Origin of the sequence: Salinimicrobium sp. 3283s (genome assembly GCF_039602225.1) — a bacterium.
GTDB lineage: Bacteria > Bacteroidota > Bacteroidia > Flavobacteriales > Flavobacteriaceae > Salinimicrobium > Salinimicrobium profundisediminis.
Genome location: NZ_CP143631.1, coordinates 1,576,863 through 1,591,560, shown reverse-complemented (window position 1 = coordinate 1,591,560; position 14,698 = coordinate 1,576,863). Strand labels below are relative to the sequence as shown.

General features: G+C 38.6%; 9 protein-coding genes. 7 read left to right on the top strand and 2 right to left on the bottom strand.

Annotated features, from left to right (window positions below; genetic code table 11):
- Nucleotides 1-30: 30 nt before the first annotated feature.
- Nucleotides 31-735, bottom strand: a complete 705-nt coding sequence (locus VS868_RS06925; RefSeq protein WP_266069767.1) for a response regulator transcription factor — start codon at nt 733-735, stop codon at nt 31-33.
- A complete protein-coding gene (locus tag VS868_RS06920; RefSeq protein WP_266069768.1) occupies nt 732-1,814 on the bottom strand; it encodes a histidine kinase in 1,083 nt (360 codons plus the stop codon). The genes VS868_RS06925 and VS868_RS06920 overlap by 4 nt, the downstream gene beginning before the upstream one ends.
- Before the next feature lie 132 nt (nt 1,815-1,946).
- On the opposite strand from VS868_RS06920, the gene VS868_RS06915 reads away from it, so the two are divergent.
- Genes VS868_RS06915 through VS868_RS06885 form a run of 7 tightly spaced genes read left to right on the top strand, consistent with a single transcriptional unit; the run spans nt 1,947 to nt 14,695 of the window.
- The gene (locus VS868_RS06915; protein WP_345599661.1) at nt 1,947-4,205 is read left to right on the top strand and encodes a GH92 family glycosyl hydrolase; all 2,259 of its coding nucleotides are present in this window, start codon (nt 1,947-1,949) and stop codon (nt 4,203-4,205) included.
- Nucleotides 4,205-6,082, top strand: coding sequence for a sodium:solute symporter family protein (locus VS868_RS06910; protein WP_345599660.1), 1,878 nt, complete (start codon nt 4,205-4,207; stop codon nt 6,080-6,082). Before VS868_RS06915 ends, VS868_RS06910 begins: the two co-directional genes overlap by 1 nt.
- Nucleotides 6,079-7,056 (top strand): glycoside hydrolase family 130 protein, encoded by a 978-nt coding sequence (locus VS868_RS06905; protein WP_266069774.1) that lies wholly within the window; start codon nt 6,079-6,081, stop codon nt 7,054-7,056. The genes VS868_RS06910 and VS868_RS06905 overlap by 4 nt, the downstream gene beginning before the upstream one ends.
- Entirely contained in the window at nt 7,056-8,117 is a 1,062-nt protein-coding gene (locus tag VS868_RS06900; RefSeq protein ID WP_266069776.1) for a carbohydrate-binding family 9-like protein, read from the top strand. Before VS868_RS06905 ends, VS868_RS06900 begins: the two co-directional genes overlap by 1 nt.
- A gap of 11 nt (nt 8,118-8,128) precedes the next feature.
- On the top strand, nt 8,129-9,244 hold the full coding sequence (locus VS868_RS06895) for a putative glycoside hydrolase (RefSeq protein WP_345599659.1): 1,116 nt from the start codon (nt 8,129-8,131) through the stop codon (nt 9,242-9,244).
- A 1-nt stretch (nt 9,245) separates the two neighbouring features.
- On the top strand, nt 9,246-11,474 hold the full coding sequence (locus tag VS868_RS06890) for a GH92 family glycosyl hydrolase (RefSeq protein ID WP_345599658.1): 2,229 nt from the start codon (nt 9,246-9,248) through the stop codon (nt 11,472-11,474).
- A 50-nt stretch (nt 11,475-11,524) separates the two neighbouring features.
- On the top strand, nt 11,525-14,695 hold the full coding sequence (locus VS868_RS06885; RefSeq protein WP_345599657.1) for a glycoside hydrolase family 2 TIM barrel-domain containing protein: 3,171 nt from the start codon (nt 11,525-11,527) through the stop codon (nt 14,693-14,695).
- Nucleotides 14,696-14,698 lie beyond the last annotated feature (3 nt).

The window sequence follows — 14,698 nt, the reverse complement described above, 5'->3', positions numbered from 1 at the left end:
ACACTATAAGGCTGAGGTGAAGCTTTTACATTAGTATGTTTTAAGAAGCGTTTCTTTTACATCGTTCAAATAGCTTCGACCAATAGTATATTTATTTCCGTCAATCTGCAAGCAATTGCCTTCTATGGCCTCTACTTTATCAAGGGAAATAGTAAATGATCTGTGAATTCTAATAAACTTATCAGCAGGAAGACTATCAGTGAAATTACTTAAGGTTTGATGAACAATGTATTTGCCACTGGTGGTAATAATTCTAATATAATCTTTTAGGCTCTCTACTATCTTAATATCATCCAGGTAGATCTTCTTCATTAACTTTTTATCCATTTTAATAAAGATGTGATCTTTTTCACTGGTGGTTTCTACGGTCCTGGTGGTTTGATTCCTTTTTAAAGCTTTATTCATGGCTTTTACAAAGCGGGGAAAGGATATGGGTTTAACCAAATAATCGAGCACCTCAAGTTCGTAGCTTTGTACTGCAAATTCGGCATGAGCTGTAGTAATAATCACCATGGGTTTCTTGCTGAGGCTCTTTAGAAGGCTATAGCCGTCTAAAACAGGCATGTTTATATCAAGGAATAGGAGATCTACCTCAGAATTTTCGAGATATTTCAGGCTTTCAACTGCGTTGTTAAAAGTGGCTGAAATACTTACATCTTTGAATTGAGACAGATGGTTCTTTATTACATTTATAGCTAAAGGTTCATCGTCAATAATTATGCACTTTAAGTTCATCGAAGTTTCAGTTTTAATTTTACGATATACCTGTTCTTTTCTTCGTAATTCTGAAGTTCAAATTCGTCTTTACTGTATGCCAGTTCTAGCCTTTTTCTCACATTCGCAATTCCAATCCCTCCGGGCTGATTAAATTGAACCATAGAAGGTTGAGGAGGTAGCGTGTTAATGATTTTAAAAAGTAGAAAATCCTCCTGAACGGTGAAGGTAATAATTATGTCGGTTTTGCCAATCGTTTTATTTGCCCCATGTTTAATTGCGTTTTCTATAAAAGGAATTAAAAGCATGGAAGAAACTTTTTTACCTTCAATATCTCCCGTAATTGACATATTGACCTGTAATAGATCACCATATCTGATCTTTTCAAGATCCAGATAATTTTGAATGCAGATGATCTCTTTTTGAAGATCCTGTTTATTTTCATTGGTCTCGTAAAGAAGATATCGCATTAACTCAGAGAGCTTCAAAATAGTTTCTGAGGCTTTGACAGACTTATCAAGAGATAAAGAGTAGATATTGTTTAAGGTATTAAAGAAAAAGTGGGGCGATATCTGGGAACGTAAAAATTTTAATTCGGTTTCCAGTTGTGTTTTCTCAAGTTTAGCAACTCTTTTGCTCTCCTGCATCCAGTCTATAGTTATTTTAAGTGCTGTAACAAATGAGATTACATAGAACTCCCCTAACATCATGGTAATCACATAGTTAAAACTAAACGTTGTGGTTTCTACAGGTCCTTCTGGCCATACATTACTGCTTACCAGAAGAGAGGTTAGGTCAAATTTAACCCTCACCATTAAAAATATGGAAAGGATTACGGAAACAGCGAAGCTAAAAAAATGTCTTTTTTCAATAAACTTTGGGATAAAGATATAGATGGTGACATAACTTAGCAACATATGTATAGGGAAGCCTATAATATTTCCCTTGAGTGATAACAAGTAATCATCATAGTAGCTACCCCACCTGAGTACATTAAAAACAAAATAACAGAACCAAAATAATACATGGTGTTCTGGTCCAATTTTGTAGTAATCAGAGGTGCCGTTAAAGACCTTGTCGAAATGCTTTTGTAGTATCATAAATGCCAATTTCTGGCTGTTAAGCTTTCCAAAATTGTTGTTGGTCTAAATTACCTTTTTTGGATCTGGAATATATAAATAAATCTTGATATTTGTTAAGGAAATGTTGTAGTTCCCTCAAATTCTGCCTTAATGAATAAGCCTTCCCTCCCGTTATATTTTATACTTTTTTTTGCCATTTATTCCTGTAAAAAGAATGTTAGTATTGCCAACGTTGAACCCGAACCATCGCCCATTTCTTATGTAGATCCATTTGTGGGTACAGGAGGTCATGGTCATACCTACCCTGGAGCCACAACTCCCTTTGGAATGATACAATTGAGTCCTAATAATGGCATTAGTGACTGGGACTGGTGCTCAGGATATCATTATTCAGATGATACCATAGTAGGTTTTACTCATCTAAACCTTAGCGGAACAGGTATTGGAGATCTGGGGGACTTACTTTTTATGCCGGTGAATAAAGAAATCGATTTAGCTGTGCCTGTAAAGTCCAGAAATGATATTCCTTATAGCTCAAAGTTTGATCATGCGAATGAAGAAGCATCCCCGGGATTTTATCGCGTTTTTCTTGATGATCATGAGGTAGAGGTGTTTTTAACAGCTTCTAAAAGAACTGGCTACCAAAAATACCTTTTTAGAGAGGGAGATGAACAAACGGTAGTAGTAGATTTGGGTTTTGCAATTAACTGGGACAGGCCTACAGAATCTTCTATTGAACTTGAAAACCCCACTACTATTAGTGGGTATAGATACAGTACCGGTTGGGCCAATAATCAAAAAGTCTTTTTTGTCGCAGAGTTTTCCAAACCTGTTGTTGATGCTAATTTCCTGTCAGATGGGAAAGTTGTTGATAACCACAATGCTAACGGGGTCAAAACTGCTGCACAGTTTTTCTTTGATGCTGAAACAGGAACCAACCTTCAGGTAAAATTGGCATTATCATCGGTAAGTATTGAAAATGCAAAAGAGAATTTGGATGCGAACGATTTCAATTTTGATAAAAGAAAAGAGGAAGCAACCGCACAGTGGGCTGAAGCTTTGGAAACTATTAAGATACAAACCCCGGTTGATTCTTTAAAAACTATATTTTACAGCGCACTTTACCATACAAAACTGGCGCCGGTAACCTTTGGTGATAAGAATGGTGAGTTCAGGAAGGAGAATGATGAAATCATTAAAGCAGGAGATTACACTGCTTATTCCACTTTCTCTTTGTGGGATACTTTTAGGGCACAACATCCGCTACTCACTCTAACAGACCCTGAAAAGGTGCCGGATATGATCAGGTCCCTTCTCGAATACTATAAAACTGAAAATATTCTTCCTGTGTGGACGCTGTATGGCAATGAAACCAATACAATGACAGGATATCATTCAGTTCCAGTAATAGCTGAAGCTTATTTTAAGGGAATAAGAGATTTTGATGTAGAGTTCGCCTATGAAGCAATGAAGAATACGATGATGCAAGATGAACGCGGATTAGATTTATACAAAGAATATGGCTTTATACCATATAACCTTCTGGATGAGTCAGTCACTATTACTCTTGAATATGCGTACAATGACTGGGCAGTTGCTCAAATGGCCCAGGCCCTTGGGAAAAACGAGGATTACAGGTATTTTTCTCAAAGAGCAAAGGCCTACCAGGAATTATTTGACCCTGAAACGGGCTTTATGCGAGGTAAGACTAAAGATGGGGTATGGAATGAACCTTTTGATCCAAAATTCTCCAATCACAGAGAACACACAGATTATACCGAAGGGAATGCCTGGCAGCATAGCTGGTTTGTACTACATGAGCCTGAGGCCTTTGTAGCTCTTCATGGTCAGGAAAAATTTAGCGAAAGGCTGGAACAACTTTTTACCGAAAGTTCTGAAATAACAGGAGATAATGTTTCAGCTGATATTTCGGGGCTTATAGGTCAATATGCCCACGGTAATGAACCTAGTCATCATATAGCTTATTTATTCAATAAAGTAAATCAACCCTGGCGTACCCAGTATTGGGTGAGGGAGATTCTCAAAACTCAATATAGCACACAACCTGATGGTTTAAGCGGAAACGAAGATGCCGGGCAAATGTCGGCCTGGTTTGTTCTTAGCTCGATGGGAATTTATCCACTTAATCCGGTATCAGCCCAATACGAAATAGGAAGTCCATTATTTGAAGAATCTGTCATTCAGCTTCAGGATGGAAAGAGTTTTAAAATCATAGCAGAAGATGTATCCGATGTTAATATTTATATCCAATCTGCCCAACTAAACGGCACCAATCTGGACCGTACTTTTATAACACATGATGAAATTTTACAAGGTGGGCAGTTACACTTTAAAATGGGACCTGAGCCTAACCTTAACTGGGGTATTAATAATACAACTGCGAAGTAATGGCAACTCTTGATGTAATTATTATTTTACTCTATATAGCAGTAACGCTTGGAGTAGGGATCTATGTTTCTAAAAAAGCTTCAAAAGGCCTCGACTCTTATTTTTTAGGAGGAAAATCAATAAAGTGGTATTACCTGGGTTTAAGTAATGGATCTGGGATGTTTGATGTTTCAGGGACTGCCTGGATGGTGGGGATATTATTTTTGTATGGTGTCAAAAGCTTCATGTTCATGTGGATGTGGCCGGTATGGAACCAGGTGTTTATAATGATGTTCCTCGCGGTGTGGATAAGGCGTTCAAAAGTTATGACAGGATCAGAATGGATTCTCACACGTTTTGGAGATGATAAAGCAGGCAGGGCCTCTCATTTTATTGTGGCGGTATTTGCTGTTGTAGCAGCTATTGGGTTTATCGCATATTTTTTTGAAGGCGTGGGAAAATTCATGACTGTTATTCTTCCCTGGGATATGTCGGTTAATTTCATTGGATATGAAGTTTTGGCTTCGGAACAGTGTTATGCATTAATCATAATTTTCCTCACCACCATTTACACGATTAAAGGCGGTATGTTCTCTGTAGTGGCTACTGAAGTATTGCAGTACCTAATCATGGTAGTAGCAGGGCTTCTGGTTACGGCATACACCTTCATTTATTTAACCGATGCCCAGATCTCGGCTATTATTCCCGGGGAATGGAAAAATATCTTCTTTGGTTGGGAGCTCGAAACATTCTGGAATGGAAAAGAAGAGAAATTTAACCACCTAATAGATACCCAGGGGTATAAAATGTTTGGTGCTTTTATAGGAATGACTCTATTTAAAGGCTTTTTTGCCAGTGTTGCAGGGCCTACTCCCAGTTACGACATGCAGCGTATACTTTCTACACGAACTGTAAAAGATGCAGCATACATGAGTGGTTTCACAAATTTGGTACTTTTTATACCAAGGTATTTGCTTATTAGTGGCATCGTTGTACTTGCACTCGTTTTTATTGCTCCTCAACTCGCAAGCTCTGGAAGTATTAATGGGAATGATCTGGAAATTCTCCTGCCCCAGGTGATTAACAACCACATTCCTGTGGGGATAAAAGGTTTGCTTTTAGCCGGTCTCTTGGCGGCATTTATGTCTACGTTTTCCGCTTTTGTGAATGCCGGACCAGCATATATTGTGAATGATATCTATAAAAAGTATTTCAAACCAAATGCTACAGATAAACATTATATAAAAATATCTCATTTGTCTTCTTTCCTGGTGGTGGTACTGGGTGTGGTAATGGGCTTTTTTGCAGAATCTATTAACTCCATTACACTCTGGATTACCAGTGCTCTGTATGGGGGTTACGTAACGGCTAATTTTTTGAAATGGATTTGGTGGCGATTTAATGGTTGGGGATATTTCTGGGGCATGCTCTCCGGACTAATCATAGCAACTTTACAGTTCTTGCTCGATTTTAATAAAGATAACTTTACACCCGGTTCTGTTTTGTTCGAATTGGCTCATATTCCTGCTATTTACCTGTTCCCTATAATATTTCTGGTTTCTCTGGCAGGATGTATATTTGGTACATTTTTAAGCCGGCCTACAAATTCTGCAACTTTAAAAGAATTCTATACCAACGTAAGACCCTGGGGTTGGTGGAAACCGGTAAGGACAATGATTCGTGAAGAGGGAATAAGTATTGAAAAAAATAAAGATTTTAACCTCGATATGTTTAACTGTATTGTGGGTATAATCTGGCAATCTTCAATGATTCTAATGCCGATATATTTTGTGGTGAGAGATTATCCAAAAGCATTAATAGCCTTATCGATTTTTATAGTAACCACTACCATATTAAAGTTTACATGGTTAGACAAAATTAAAAAATACAAAGAATGAACTTGAAATCTAATCCTATTCCCTGGCAAGACCGCCCAGCAGGTTCTAACAGTGTCATGTGGCGCTACAGCGAAAATCCTATAATTGACAGGTATGCCATACCTAGTTCCAACAGTATCTTTAATAGTGCTGTTGTTCCTTTTGGTGAGGGTTATGCAGGTGTGTTCCGATGTGACAACAAATCGGTTCAAATGAACATTTTTGCGGGATTTAGTAAAGACGGGCTAAACTGGGATATAGAACATGATCCTATCCAATTCAATCCGGGGAATACCGATATGATTGCTTCAGATTATAAATATGACCCAAGGGTGACATTTATTGAAGATAGATACTGGATTACCTGGTGTAATGGCTATCATGGCCCTACTATCGGCATAGGCTATACCTTTGATTTTAAGGAATTCTTTCAGTGTGAAAATGCTTTCCTTCCATTTAATCGTAATGGAGTCCTTTTTCCGAAGAAAATCAACGGGAAATACGCAATGTTGAGTCGCCCCAGCGATAACGGTCATACCCCTTTTGGAGATATTTACATTAGCTACAGCCCAGACATGAAGTACTGGGGGGAACATAGGTGTGTGATGAAAGTATCGCCCTTTGAACAAAGTGCATGGCAGTGTACCAAAATAGGTGCCGGTCCTGTCCCCATTCTTACAGAAGAAGGATGGCTTTTATTTTATCACGGGGTAATAAACACATGTAATGGCTTCAGGTATTCTGTAGGTGCGGCAATTTTGGATGAAGAGCAACCCGAAAAAGTGAAGTTTAGAACCCAGCCATATCTTCTTGCACCTTCAGAAATCTATGAGCTAACAGGCGATGTGCCAAACGTCTTGTTTCCATGCGCAGCTTTACATTCTATAGAAGAAGACAAACTTGCACTTTATTATGGCGCAGCCGATACAGTTACTGCTCTTGCCTATGGGAAAATAAGTGAAATACTAACATTCATTAAAGACAACAGCTTGTAATGAAAAAAATCCCAGTAATAATATTCCTCCTTGTCCTCCAGTGTCAATTTATACTTGCACAAAGCCATCCTGCGCCCCGTTCATATATAGCTTATAAAGCAGAGGGGGCAATAGAAATTGATGGAAAGGCTAACGACGATTCCTGGAAAAAGGCAGAATTTAGCGATGATTTTATAGATATAGAGGGACATAAAAATCCCAAATTTCAAACTCGTATGAAGATGTTGTACGATGAGACATATCTATACTTTTATGCAAAGATGGAGGAACCACATGTATGGGGAACCTTAAAACAAAGAGACACAGTTATTTTTTACAATAATGACTTCGAGATATTTATAGATCCTGACGGTGATACACATAATTACCTTGAATTTGAAGTAAACGCATTAAATACCGTGTGGGATCTTTTTATTGCAAAACCCTACCGTGAACCGGGGCCTATTGTAGACAGTTGGGATATCCAGGGTTTAAAATCGGCTGTATTTATTGATGGAAGTCTGAACAATCCCAAAGATCAGGATGCCTTTTGGAGTGTTGAAGTGGCAATTCCGTGGGAGGTTCTTAAAGAAGCAAATACTCATACAAGAATTCCCAAAAATGAGTTTTGGAGGATTAATTTTTCCAGGGTAAACTGGGATCATGATATACAGGACAATACTTACTCAAGGAAAAAAGATAAAGAGGGAAATTATTTACCCGAATATAACTGGGTATGGTCTCCTCAACACGTCATCAATATGCATGAACCGGAAAAATGGGGTTACGTCTATTTCTCGGAGAAAGCTGTAGGTGATGTGGATGAGTTTGCAATTCCTGAAGAGGAACACATAAAGTGGTGGTTATACGATCTTTATAGAAAACAAAAGAGCTACTTTGCCAAACACGCTAAGTGGGCACCAAACCTCAAAGCTCTTTCTACTCCGCAACCCTCTTTAAATGATCTTCAACTTAAACCCACTTATGAACAACATTTAAGTGGCTGGAATATATCTGTAAAAAGTCCTTATTCAGATGATATCCTTTTAATCAAAGAGGATGGTAAATTTGTAAAACTTTAAACGTAAAAATAATGAAAAAGCTCAGTCTACTTTTCCTTTTGTTAACCGCTTCACTTGTATCGTGTGTGAATAAATCTGAAGCCCACCAGGATACTCAGGCATCTGTTGATACTACAGATCTTAAACAGGAGGATTTCAAATACTGGACCTGGATTACCGCAAATCCCGATAAAACTGATGCAGAGTACACCCAGAAATTTAAAAAATATAAGGAAAATGGCATTGATGCGGTACTCATCAATACAGAGACAGATCCAGAGGTTTTAAGACATTTAGTTCCCCTGGCCAGCAAGGAAGGTCTTGAGGTACATGCATGGATGTTTACTATGAACCGTCCAGGAGATGCCGTTGCCCAACAACACCCTGAATGGTATGTGGTGAGCAGGGAAGGAAAATCTAACTTTGACACACGGCCTTATGTAGATTATTATCAATGGTTGTGCCCTACCAGAAAAGAGTCTAGAGAACATGTTCTAAGTTTGGTAGAGGGTCTTGCAAAAGTTGAGGGCATAGAAAGTATCCATCTTGATTATATTCGCTTCCCGGATATTTTCCTGCCTATTGGACTGCTTCCAAAATATGATTTGGAGCAAAATGAGGAACTGGCCGAATTCGATTTCTGTTACTGTGACGTTTGTGTGGCCGAATTTGAAAAAGAACATCACAAAAACCCAAGAGAGTTCGAAAACCCCGCTATTGATATGGAATGGAAACAATTCCGTCTTAATAAAATTAAAGCCGTTGTAGACGACGCCTATAAGATTGCCAAAGAAAATAACCTTAAGCTTACTGCAGCTGTTTTTCCTTACCCCGAAATGGCCGACCATATGGTACGTCAACGTTGGGATAAATGGAATGTAGATATGGTACTTCCAATGATCTATCAAAACTTCTACAATGAAGAACTTGACTGGATAGGCTTTGCTACAAGGCAGGGTGTTAAAGACCTGGAGGGTCGAAACACACAGCTACATACAGGAATTTATGTGCCTCCATTGAGTGGGGAAGAAGTTTCAGAAGCAATTGAGCTGGCTAAAGCAAATGGAGCAAGGGGAGTTTCCTTTTTTGATGGAGGAGCTTTGACAGATGACCATTTGAAAGCTATAAAAGAATCAAGAGATAATTAGAATGTACAGACTATTGCCTTTAATCCTGGTTTTTCTTTCTCTGAATTTATTTGCTCAGGAGAAGAGGTTAGTAGATCATGTGAACCCTTTTATAGGTACAGATGGCCCAGGGAATACATACCCCGGGGCAACTGTCCCCTTCGGAATGGTCCAGTTAAGTCCGGATATCGGGATTCCGGGATGGGATCGAATCGCAGGATATTTTTATCAGGATTCCATTATAAGTGGATTTTCTCACATGCACCTTTCAGGTACCGGAGCGGGAGATCTTTATGATATTCTTGTAATGCCGGTTAACAGCAGGTTTAATAAAAGGATCAAAGAGAATAATTTTAAGCCTTTTTCCAAATTTGATCATCAACAGGAAGAAGCATCTCCTGGATATTACAGCGTAGAGCTTCTGGATTATGGTATTACTGCCGAGCTTACCGCAACAAGAAGAACAGGAATTCACCGTTACACATTTCCAGAAGATAAGAATACCACCATACATGTAGATTTAGGGTATTCCTTAAACTGGGACAGGCCTACAGAGACATATTTTAACGTTGTGAATGATTCGGTTATTGAAGGTTACAGGAAGTCAACCGGTTGGGCGAAAGATCAACGGGTTTATTTTGTAATGAATTTTTCCAAGCCCTTTAAAGCCTTTGATCTTTTTCAGAATGAGCAAAGAACAGGTAATCCTGTTGAAGGAGCAAATACCCGTGTAGAAGTTCATTACAGTACCCAGAGCAATGAACAGATTGTTATTAAAACAGGATTTTCTACGGCCGGTATAGAAGGGGCATACGAATCTTTAGAAGTGGAAGCACCTCACTTCAATTTTAATTCTTACAAAAAAGCGGCTGCAGAAATTTGGGAGTCAGAACTTCAAAAAATAAAAATTGAAACTCCTGATGAGAATCAGAAGGCGGTGTTCTACACCATGATGTATCACTCTATGCTTGCACCAACATTGCTAAGTGATCCTTCAGGTAATTACAAAGCCCCTAATCATCAAATAGAAAATTCAGAAGGATTTGACAGGTACGATACTTTTTCTCTGTGGGATACTTTTAGGGCTGCCCATCCTTTATATACCATAATTCAGCAGGAAAAGGTGCCTCATTTTATCAATTCTTTGCTTGCCCATTACAAAGAGACGGGGTTATTACCTGTCTGGTCTATGCAGGGAAATGAAACTAATATGATGCTGGGTTATCATGCAGTTCCGGTAGTTGTAGATGCCTATTTTAAGGGTTTTAATTTTGATGCAGATTTGGCTTATGAAGCTTGTAAGGCAAGTGCCATGGCCAATGACAGGAGCATAGATGTTTATCGTGACTATGGTTATGTGCCAGCAGGAGATGAGAACGAAGATTGGTCGGTCTCAAAAACCCTTGAATATGCTTATGATGATTGGTGCATCGCCATGTTTGCAAAAGACCTCGGAAAAACAGAGGATTATAAGTATTTTTTAAAACGTTCAGAAAACTGGAAAAATTTATATGATCAGGAAACCAGTTTTTTTAGACCAAAAGACAGAGAAGGAAAATTTATAACTCCATTTCTTCCGAAGGAATACACCAGGTTCTTTAGTGAAAGTAATGCCTGGCAGTATTTCTGGTTTGTACCCCAGGACATTAAAGGTTTAAAAAAGGCAACAGGTGGCAGGGAATATTTCACTCAAAAATTAGATTCCATGTTTAGTCTGCACCCTACAGCAGATGATGAATTGCCAATTTTTAGTACTGGAATGATTGGCCAGTACGCACATGGCAATGAACCTAGTCACCATGTTGCATATTTATATAATTATACAGACAAACCCTCTGAAGGACAAAAATTAATCAGGCAGATCCTCAATACTCAATACCGTAACGAGCCGAACGGGCATTGTGGGAATGAAGATTGTGGCCAAATGTCGTCGTGGTTTATTTTTAGTTCCATGGGCTTCTACCCCGTGAATCCTGCACAGGGAATTTACGAACTGGGAAGTCCACTTTTTGAAGAGGCTGTTATTAAGCTTCCCCACGGAAAAGAATTCACCATTAGAGCAAAAGATTTTGATAAAGATAAAGTGTTTGTAAAAGCGGTTAAACTAAACGGAAAGAAACTGAACAGAACCTATATTACCCATTCAGAAATAACTACGGGAGGTCTTCTGGAGTTTTTTATGAGTGCAAAACCTGAAGATAAAGATTTCAAAGTATCACAAGTGCCAAAGACCAACAAAATATATCGTTAAATCCAGTGATGCTAAAAACAATAAAATAAATCCCCCAAAACCCTTCAAAAATGCCATTTTCAAGACCCCATATTTTGACGTTTATTTTGATTGGTTGCTTCCTCTTTTTTAATGCCCAGGGCTGGACGCAGAATTCTAAAGAGAATTACGAAAACGAATTCGTCAATGAAGTCAATAGAGCACCCATGCGAAGTTCGTATCATATCTTCGAAAACGAGCAACTGGCAAAAACAAATGATTGGAAAAGTTCTGAAAACTATCAGAATTTAAACGGTGACTGGAAATTTAAATGGGTTGAAAATCCCTCTAAACTTCCCGAAAATTTTTTCGCACAAGGAATAAACACTTCAAATTGGGATACTTTTCAAATTCCGGCAAACTGGGAAGTGCATGAGTATGGCTATCCTATTTATACCAATGAGCTGTATGAGTTTCACAACCTCATTGATATTAATCCTCCTATAGTTCCCAAAGAATATAATCCCACAGGTGTTTATCGTCGCACTATTAGCATTAATGATGCATGGCGAGATAAAGAGGTTTATTTGCACATTGGTGCTGCAAAATCAAACCTGGAAGTGTGGGTGAATGGTAAGCATGTGGGTTACGGTGAAGATTCTAAATTACCACAGGAATTCAACATTTCAGAATATGTAAAACTCGGAGAAAATCTTATTGTATTAAAAGTGATGAGATGGAGTGATGGTTCATATTTGGAGGATCAGGATTACTGGAGAATGAGTGGTATTACAAGAGACAGTTACCTGTATGCCCGAAATCCTGTACACCTTAAAGATTTTACTGTACGTACAGAATTAGATGAAGATTACCATGATGCCAAACTGAAAGTGAATATCCAGCTTTCTGATGTTCCGAAGAAAAATAAAGACTATCTGGAGGTGCAGCTAAGAGACGGATTAAAAATTATAGCTTCTGAAAAACGTAGCGTGCGGGAATGGAAAACTCAAGATAACCTCGAGTTTTTCCTCCAAAATTCTAAAAAATGGACTGCAGAAACACCCAATCTTTATCAGTTATATTTTCTTTTAAAAGACAGGAAAGACAGTATAATTGAAATCATTAAGCAAGACGTGGGTTTTAGAGAAGTAGAGATAAAAGATGGTCACTTATTGGTCAACGGAAAGAAAATTCTTTTAAAAGGGGTAAACCGTCATGATACCGATCCTGTTCATGGTCAAACTATGTCCAGGGAACGTATGGAGCAGGATATAAGAATTCTTAAGGAGTTTAATTTTAATGCTGTACGTACTGCTCATTATCCAAATGATGAGTATATCTACGAACTTTGTAACAAGTATGGTTTGTATGTAGTGGATGAGGCCAACATTGAATCTCATGGGATGGGATATGATCTTACCAGGACATTGGCAAACGCCCCAAGTTGGGGAGAAGCACATCTTCAGCGGTTGCAAAGAATGGTTGAGCGGGACAAGAACCAGCCTTCAGTTATTATATGGAGTATGGGAAATGAAGCAGGAAACGGAGTTAATTTCTACAACGGCTATAACTGGATAAAAATGCGAGACAATTCGCGCCCTATTCAGCACGAACGGGCAATTTTACCTTATATGGACAAAGGGCAGATGCGCGCTGAGTGGAATACAGATATTATTGCTCCTATGTACCCTTCTGTAGAAGAAATGAGGGCTTATAATTCAAAAAATCCTAATCCCGAAAGGCCGTATATTATGTGTGAGTATGCTCACGCCATGGGTAACTCTATTGGAGGCTTAAAAGATTACTGGGATTTTATTCGTACTCACGATCATTTTCAGGGAGGCTTCATTTGGGATATGGTAGACCAGTCAATCTATAAAACTCTTGAAGATGGTTTGAAGATCCTGGCTTATGGAGGTGATTTTGGTCCCGAAGATGTTCCCAGTGCAAATAATTTTTTGAATAACGGGGTATTTTCACCAGAAAGAGATCCCAACCCTCACGCTTATGAGGTAAAAAAGATCTATCAGGATATACATACCAGCCTTTTAGACCCTCAGCAAGGACAAATTTCTATTTATAATGAAAGGTTCTTTAAAAAGCTTGATGATGTGAAGTTAAGTTGGGAAGTGCTGGCAAATGGGAAAGTTATTTCAAAAGGAGAGGTGCTTGAACTAAATGTTCAGCCTCAGGAAAAAAACAGCTTTAGCCTTGATCTTGAGATACCAGATAAAGAAACAGGAGAGCTGTTTTTAAACATCGACTACGTACTACTTCATGATTCCGGTCTTCTTGAAAAAGGTCATGTTGTTGCGCAGGAGCAACTTTATCTTGGCGGTGAATATGAACAGGCAGTGAAAATTACCGGTACCGAAGCATTAAAAACAGAAAAGAACAAGGATCAGGTTAATTTTATATCACCTGGCGCTAAGTATATGTTTGACAGATCTACAGGATTTTTGACCGGTTATGAGTATAAAGGAAATAAGATTTTAAAAGATGGTTTTGAATTGAGACCCAACTTCTGGCGGGCACCAACAGATAATGATATGGGTGCCGGGCTTCAGCAAAAATTAAGACCTTGGAAAGAAGCAATGGAAAATCCGGAACTTATAAACTGGACATACAAACCTTCGGGTAAAAATATTATAGTTACTGCCAAGTACAATTTAAAGGAAGTTTTGTCAGAAATGACTATAAATTATGAGATCAACGGCGAAGGAGAAATCCTGGTTGATTATCACCTCAAAAAAGGAGATTCTGAAGAAATTCCAATGCTGTTCAAAGTAGGAGTGAAGATGGTGCTGCCCGGAGATTTCGAGTCGGTAAGCTATTATGGGTTGGGACCGATAGAAAATTACCAGGACCGCCAAACCTCTGCGCGTTTGGGTGTTTATGAGCAAACGGTAAGTGAACAATATTATCCTTATATACGCCCCCAGGAAACAGGGAATAAGTCTGAAGTGCGATGGCTGGAAATGTCTGGTGAAAATGTCATTTTAAGACTGGAAGGAAAAGTGAACTTCAGTTTTACTGCGTTACATTTTCTTACCGAAGATCTTGATGACGGTTTGCAAAAAGATCAACGCCATGCCGAAGAGATTCAACCCAGAGATTTAACCTTTCTCACAATAGATACTGCCCACATGGGATTGGGGAGTATTAATAGCTGGGGGAGGCTGCCAATGGATCAATACCTTTTAACCGGAAAGGAATATTCGGGTACTTTTAAAATTACACCATCACAGAAAAACATTAAGTAGTAG

What these genes read in the sequence shown, in the direction of transcription:
- VS868_RS06905 (WP_266069774.1), top strand. Translation starts at nt 6,079, where the DNA reads ATGAACTTGAAATCTAATCCTATTCCCTGGCAAGACCGCCCAGCAGGT.
- VS868_RS06915 (WP_345599661.1), top strand. Translation starts at nt 1,947, where the DNA reads ATGAATAAGCCTTCCCTCCCGTTATATTTTATACTTTTTTTTGCCATT.
- VS868_RS06895 (WP_345599659.1), top strand. Translation starts at nt 8,129, where the DNA reads ATGAAAAAGCTCAGTCTACTTTTCCTTTTGTTAACCGCTTCACTTGTA.
- VS868_RS06920 (WP_266069768.1), bottom strand. Translation starts at nt 1,814, where the DNA reads ATGATACTACAAAAGCATTTCGACAAGGTCTTTAACGGCACCTCTGAT.
- VS868_RS06910 (WP_345599660.1), top strand. Translation starts at nt 4,205, where the DNA reads ATGGCAACTCTTGATGTAATTATTATTTTACTCTATATAGCAGTAACG.
- VS868_RS06900 (WP_266069776.1), top strand. Translation starts at nt 7,056, where the DNA reads ATGAAAAAAATCCCAGTAATAATATTCCTCCTTGTCCTCCAGTGTCAA.
- VS868_RS06890 (WP_345599658.1), top strand. Translation starts at nt 9,246, where the DNA reads ATGTACAGACTATTGCCTTTAATCCTGGTTTTTCTTTCTCTGAATTTA.
- VS868_RS06925 (WP_266069767.1), bottom strand. Translation starts at nt 735, where the DNA reads ATGAACTTAAAGTGCATAATTATTGACGATGAACCTTTAGCTATAAAT.
- VS868_RS06885 (WP_345599657.1), top strand. Translation starts at nt 11,525, where the DNA reads ATGCCATTTTCAAGACCCCATATTTTGACGTTTATTTTGATTGGTTGC.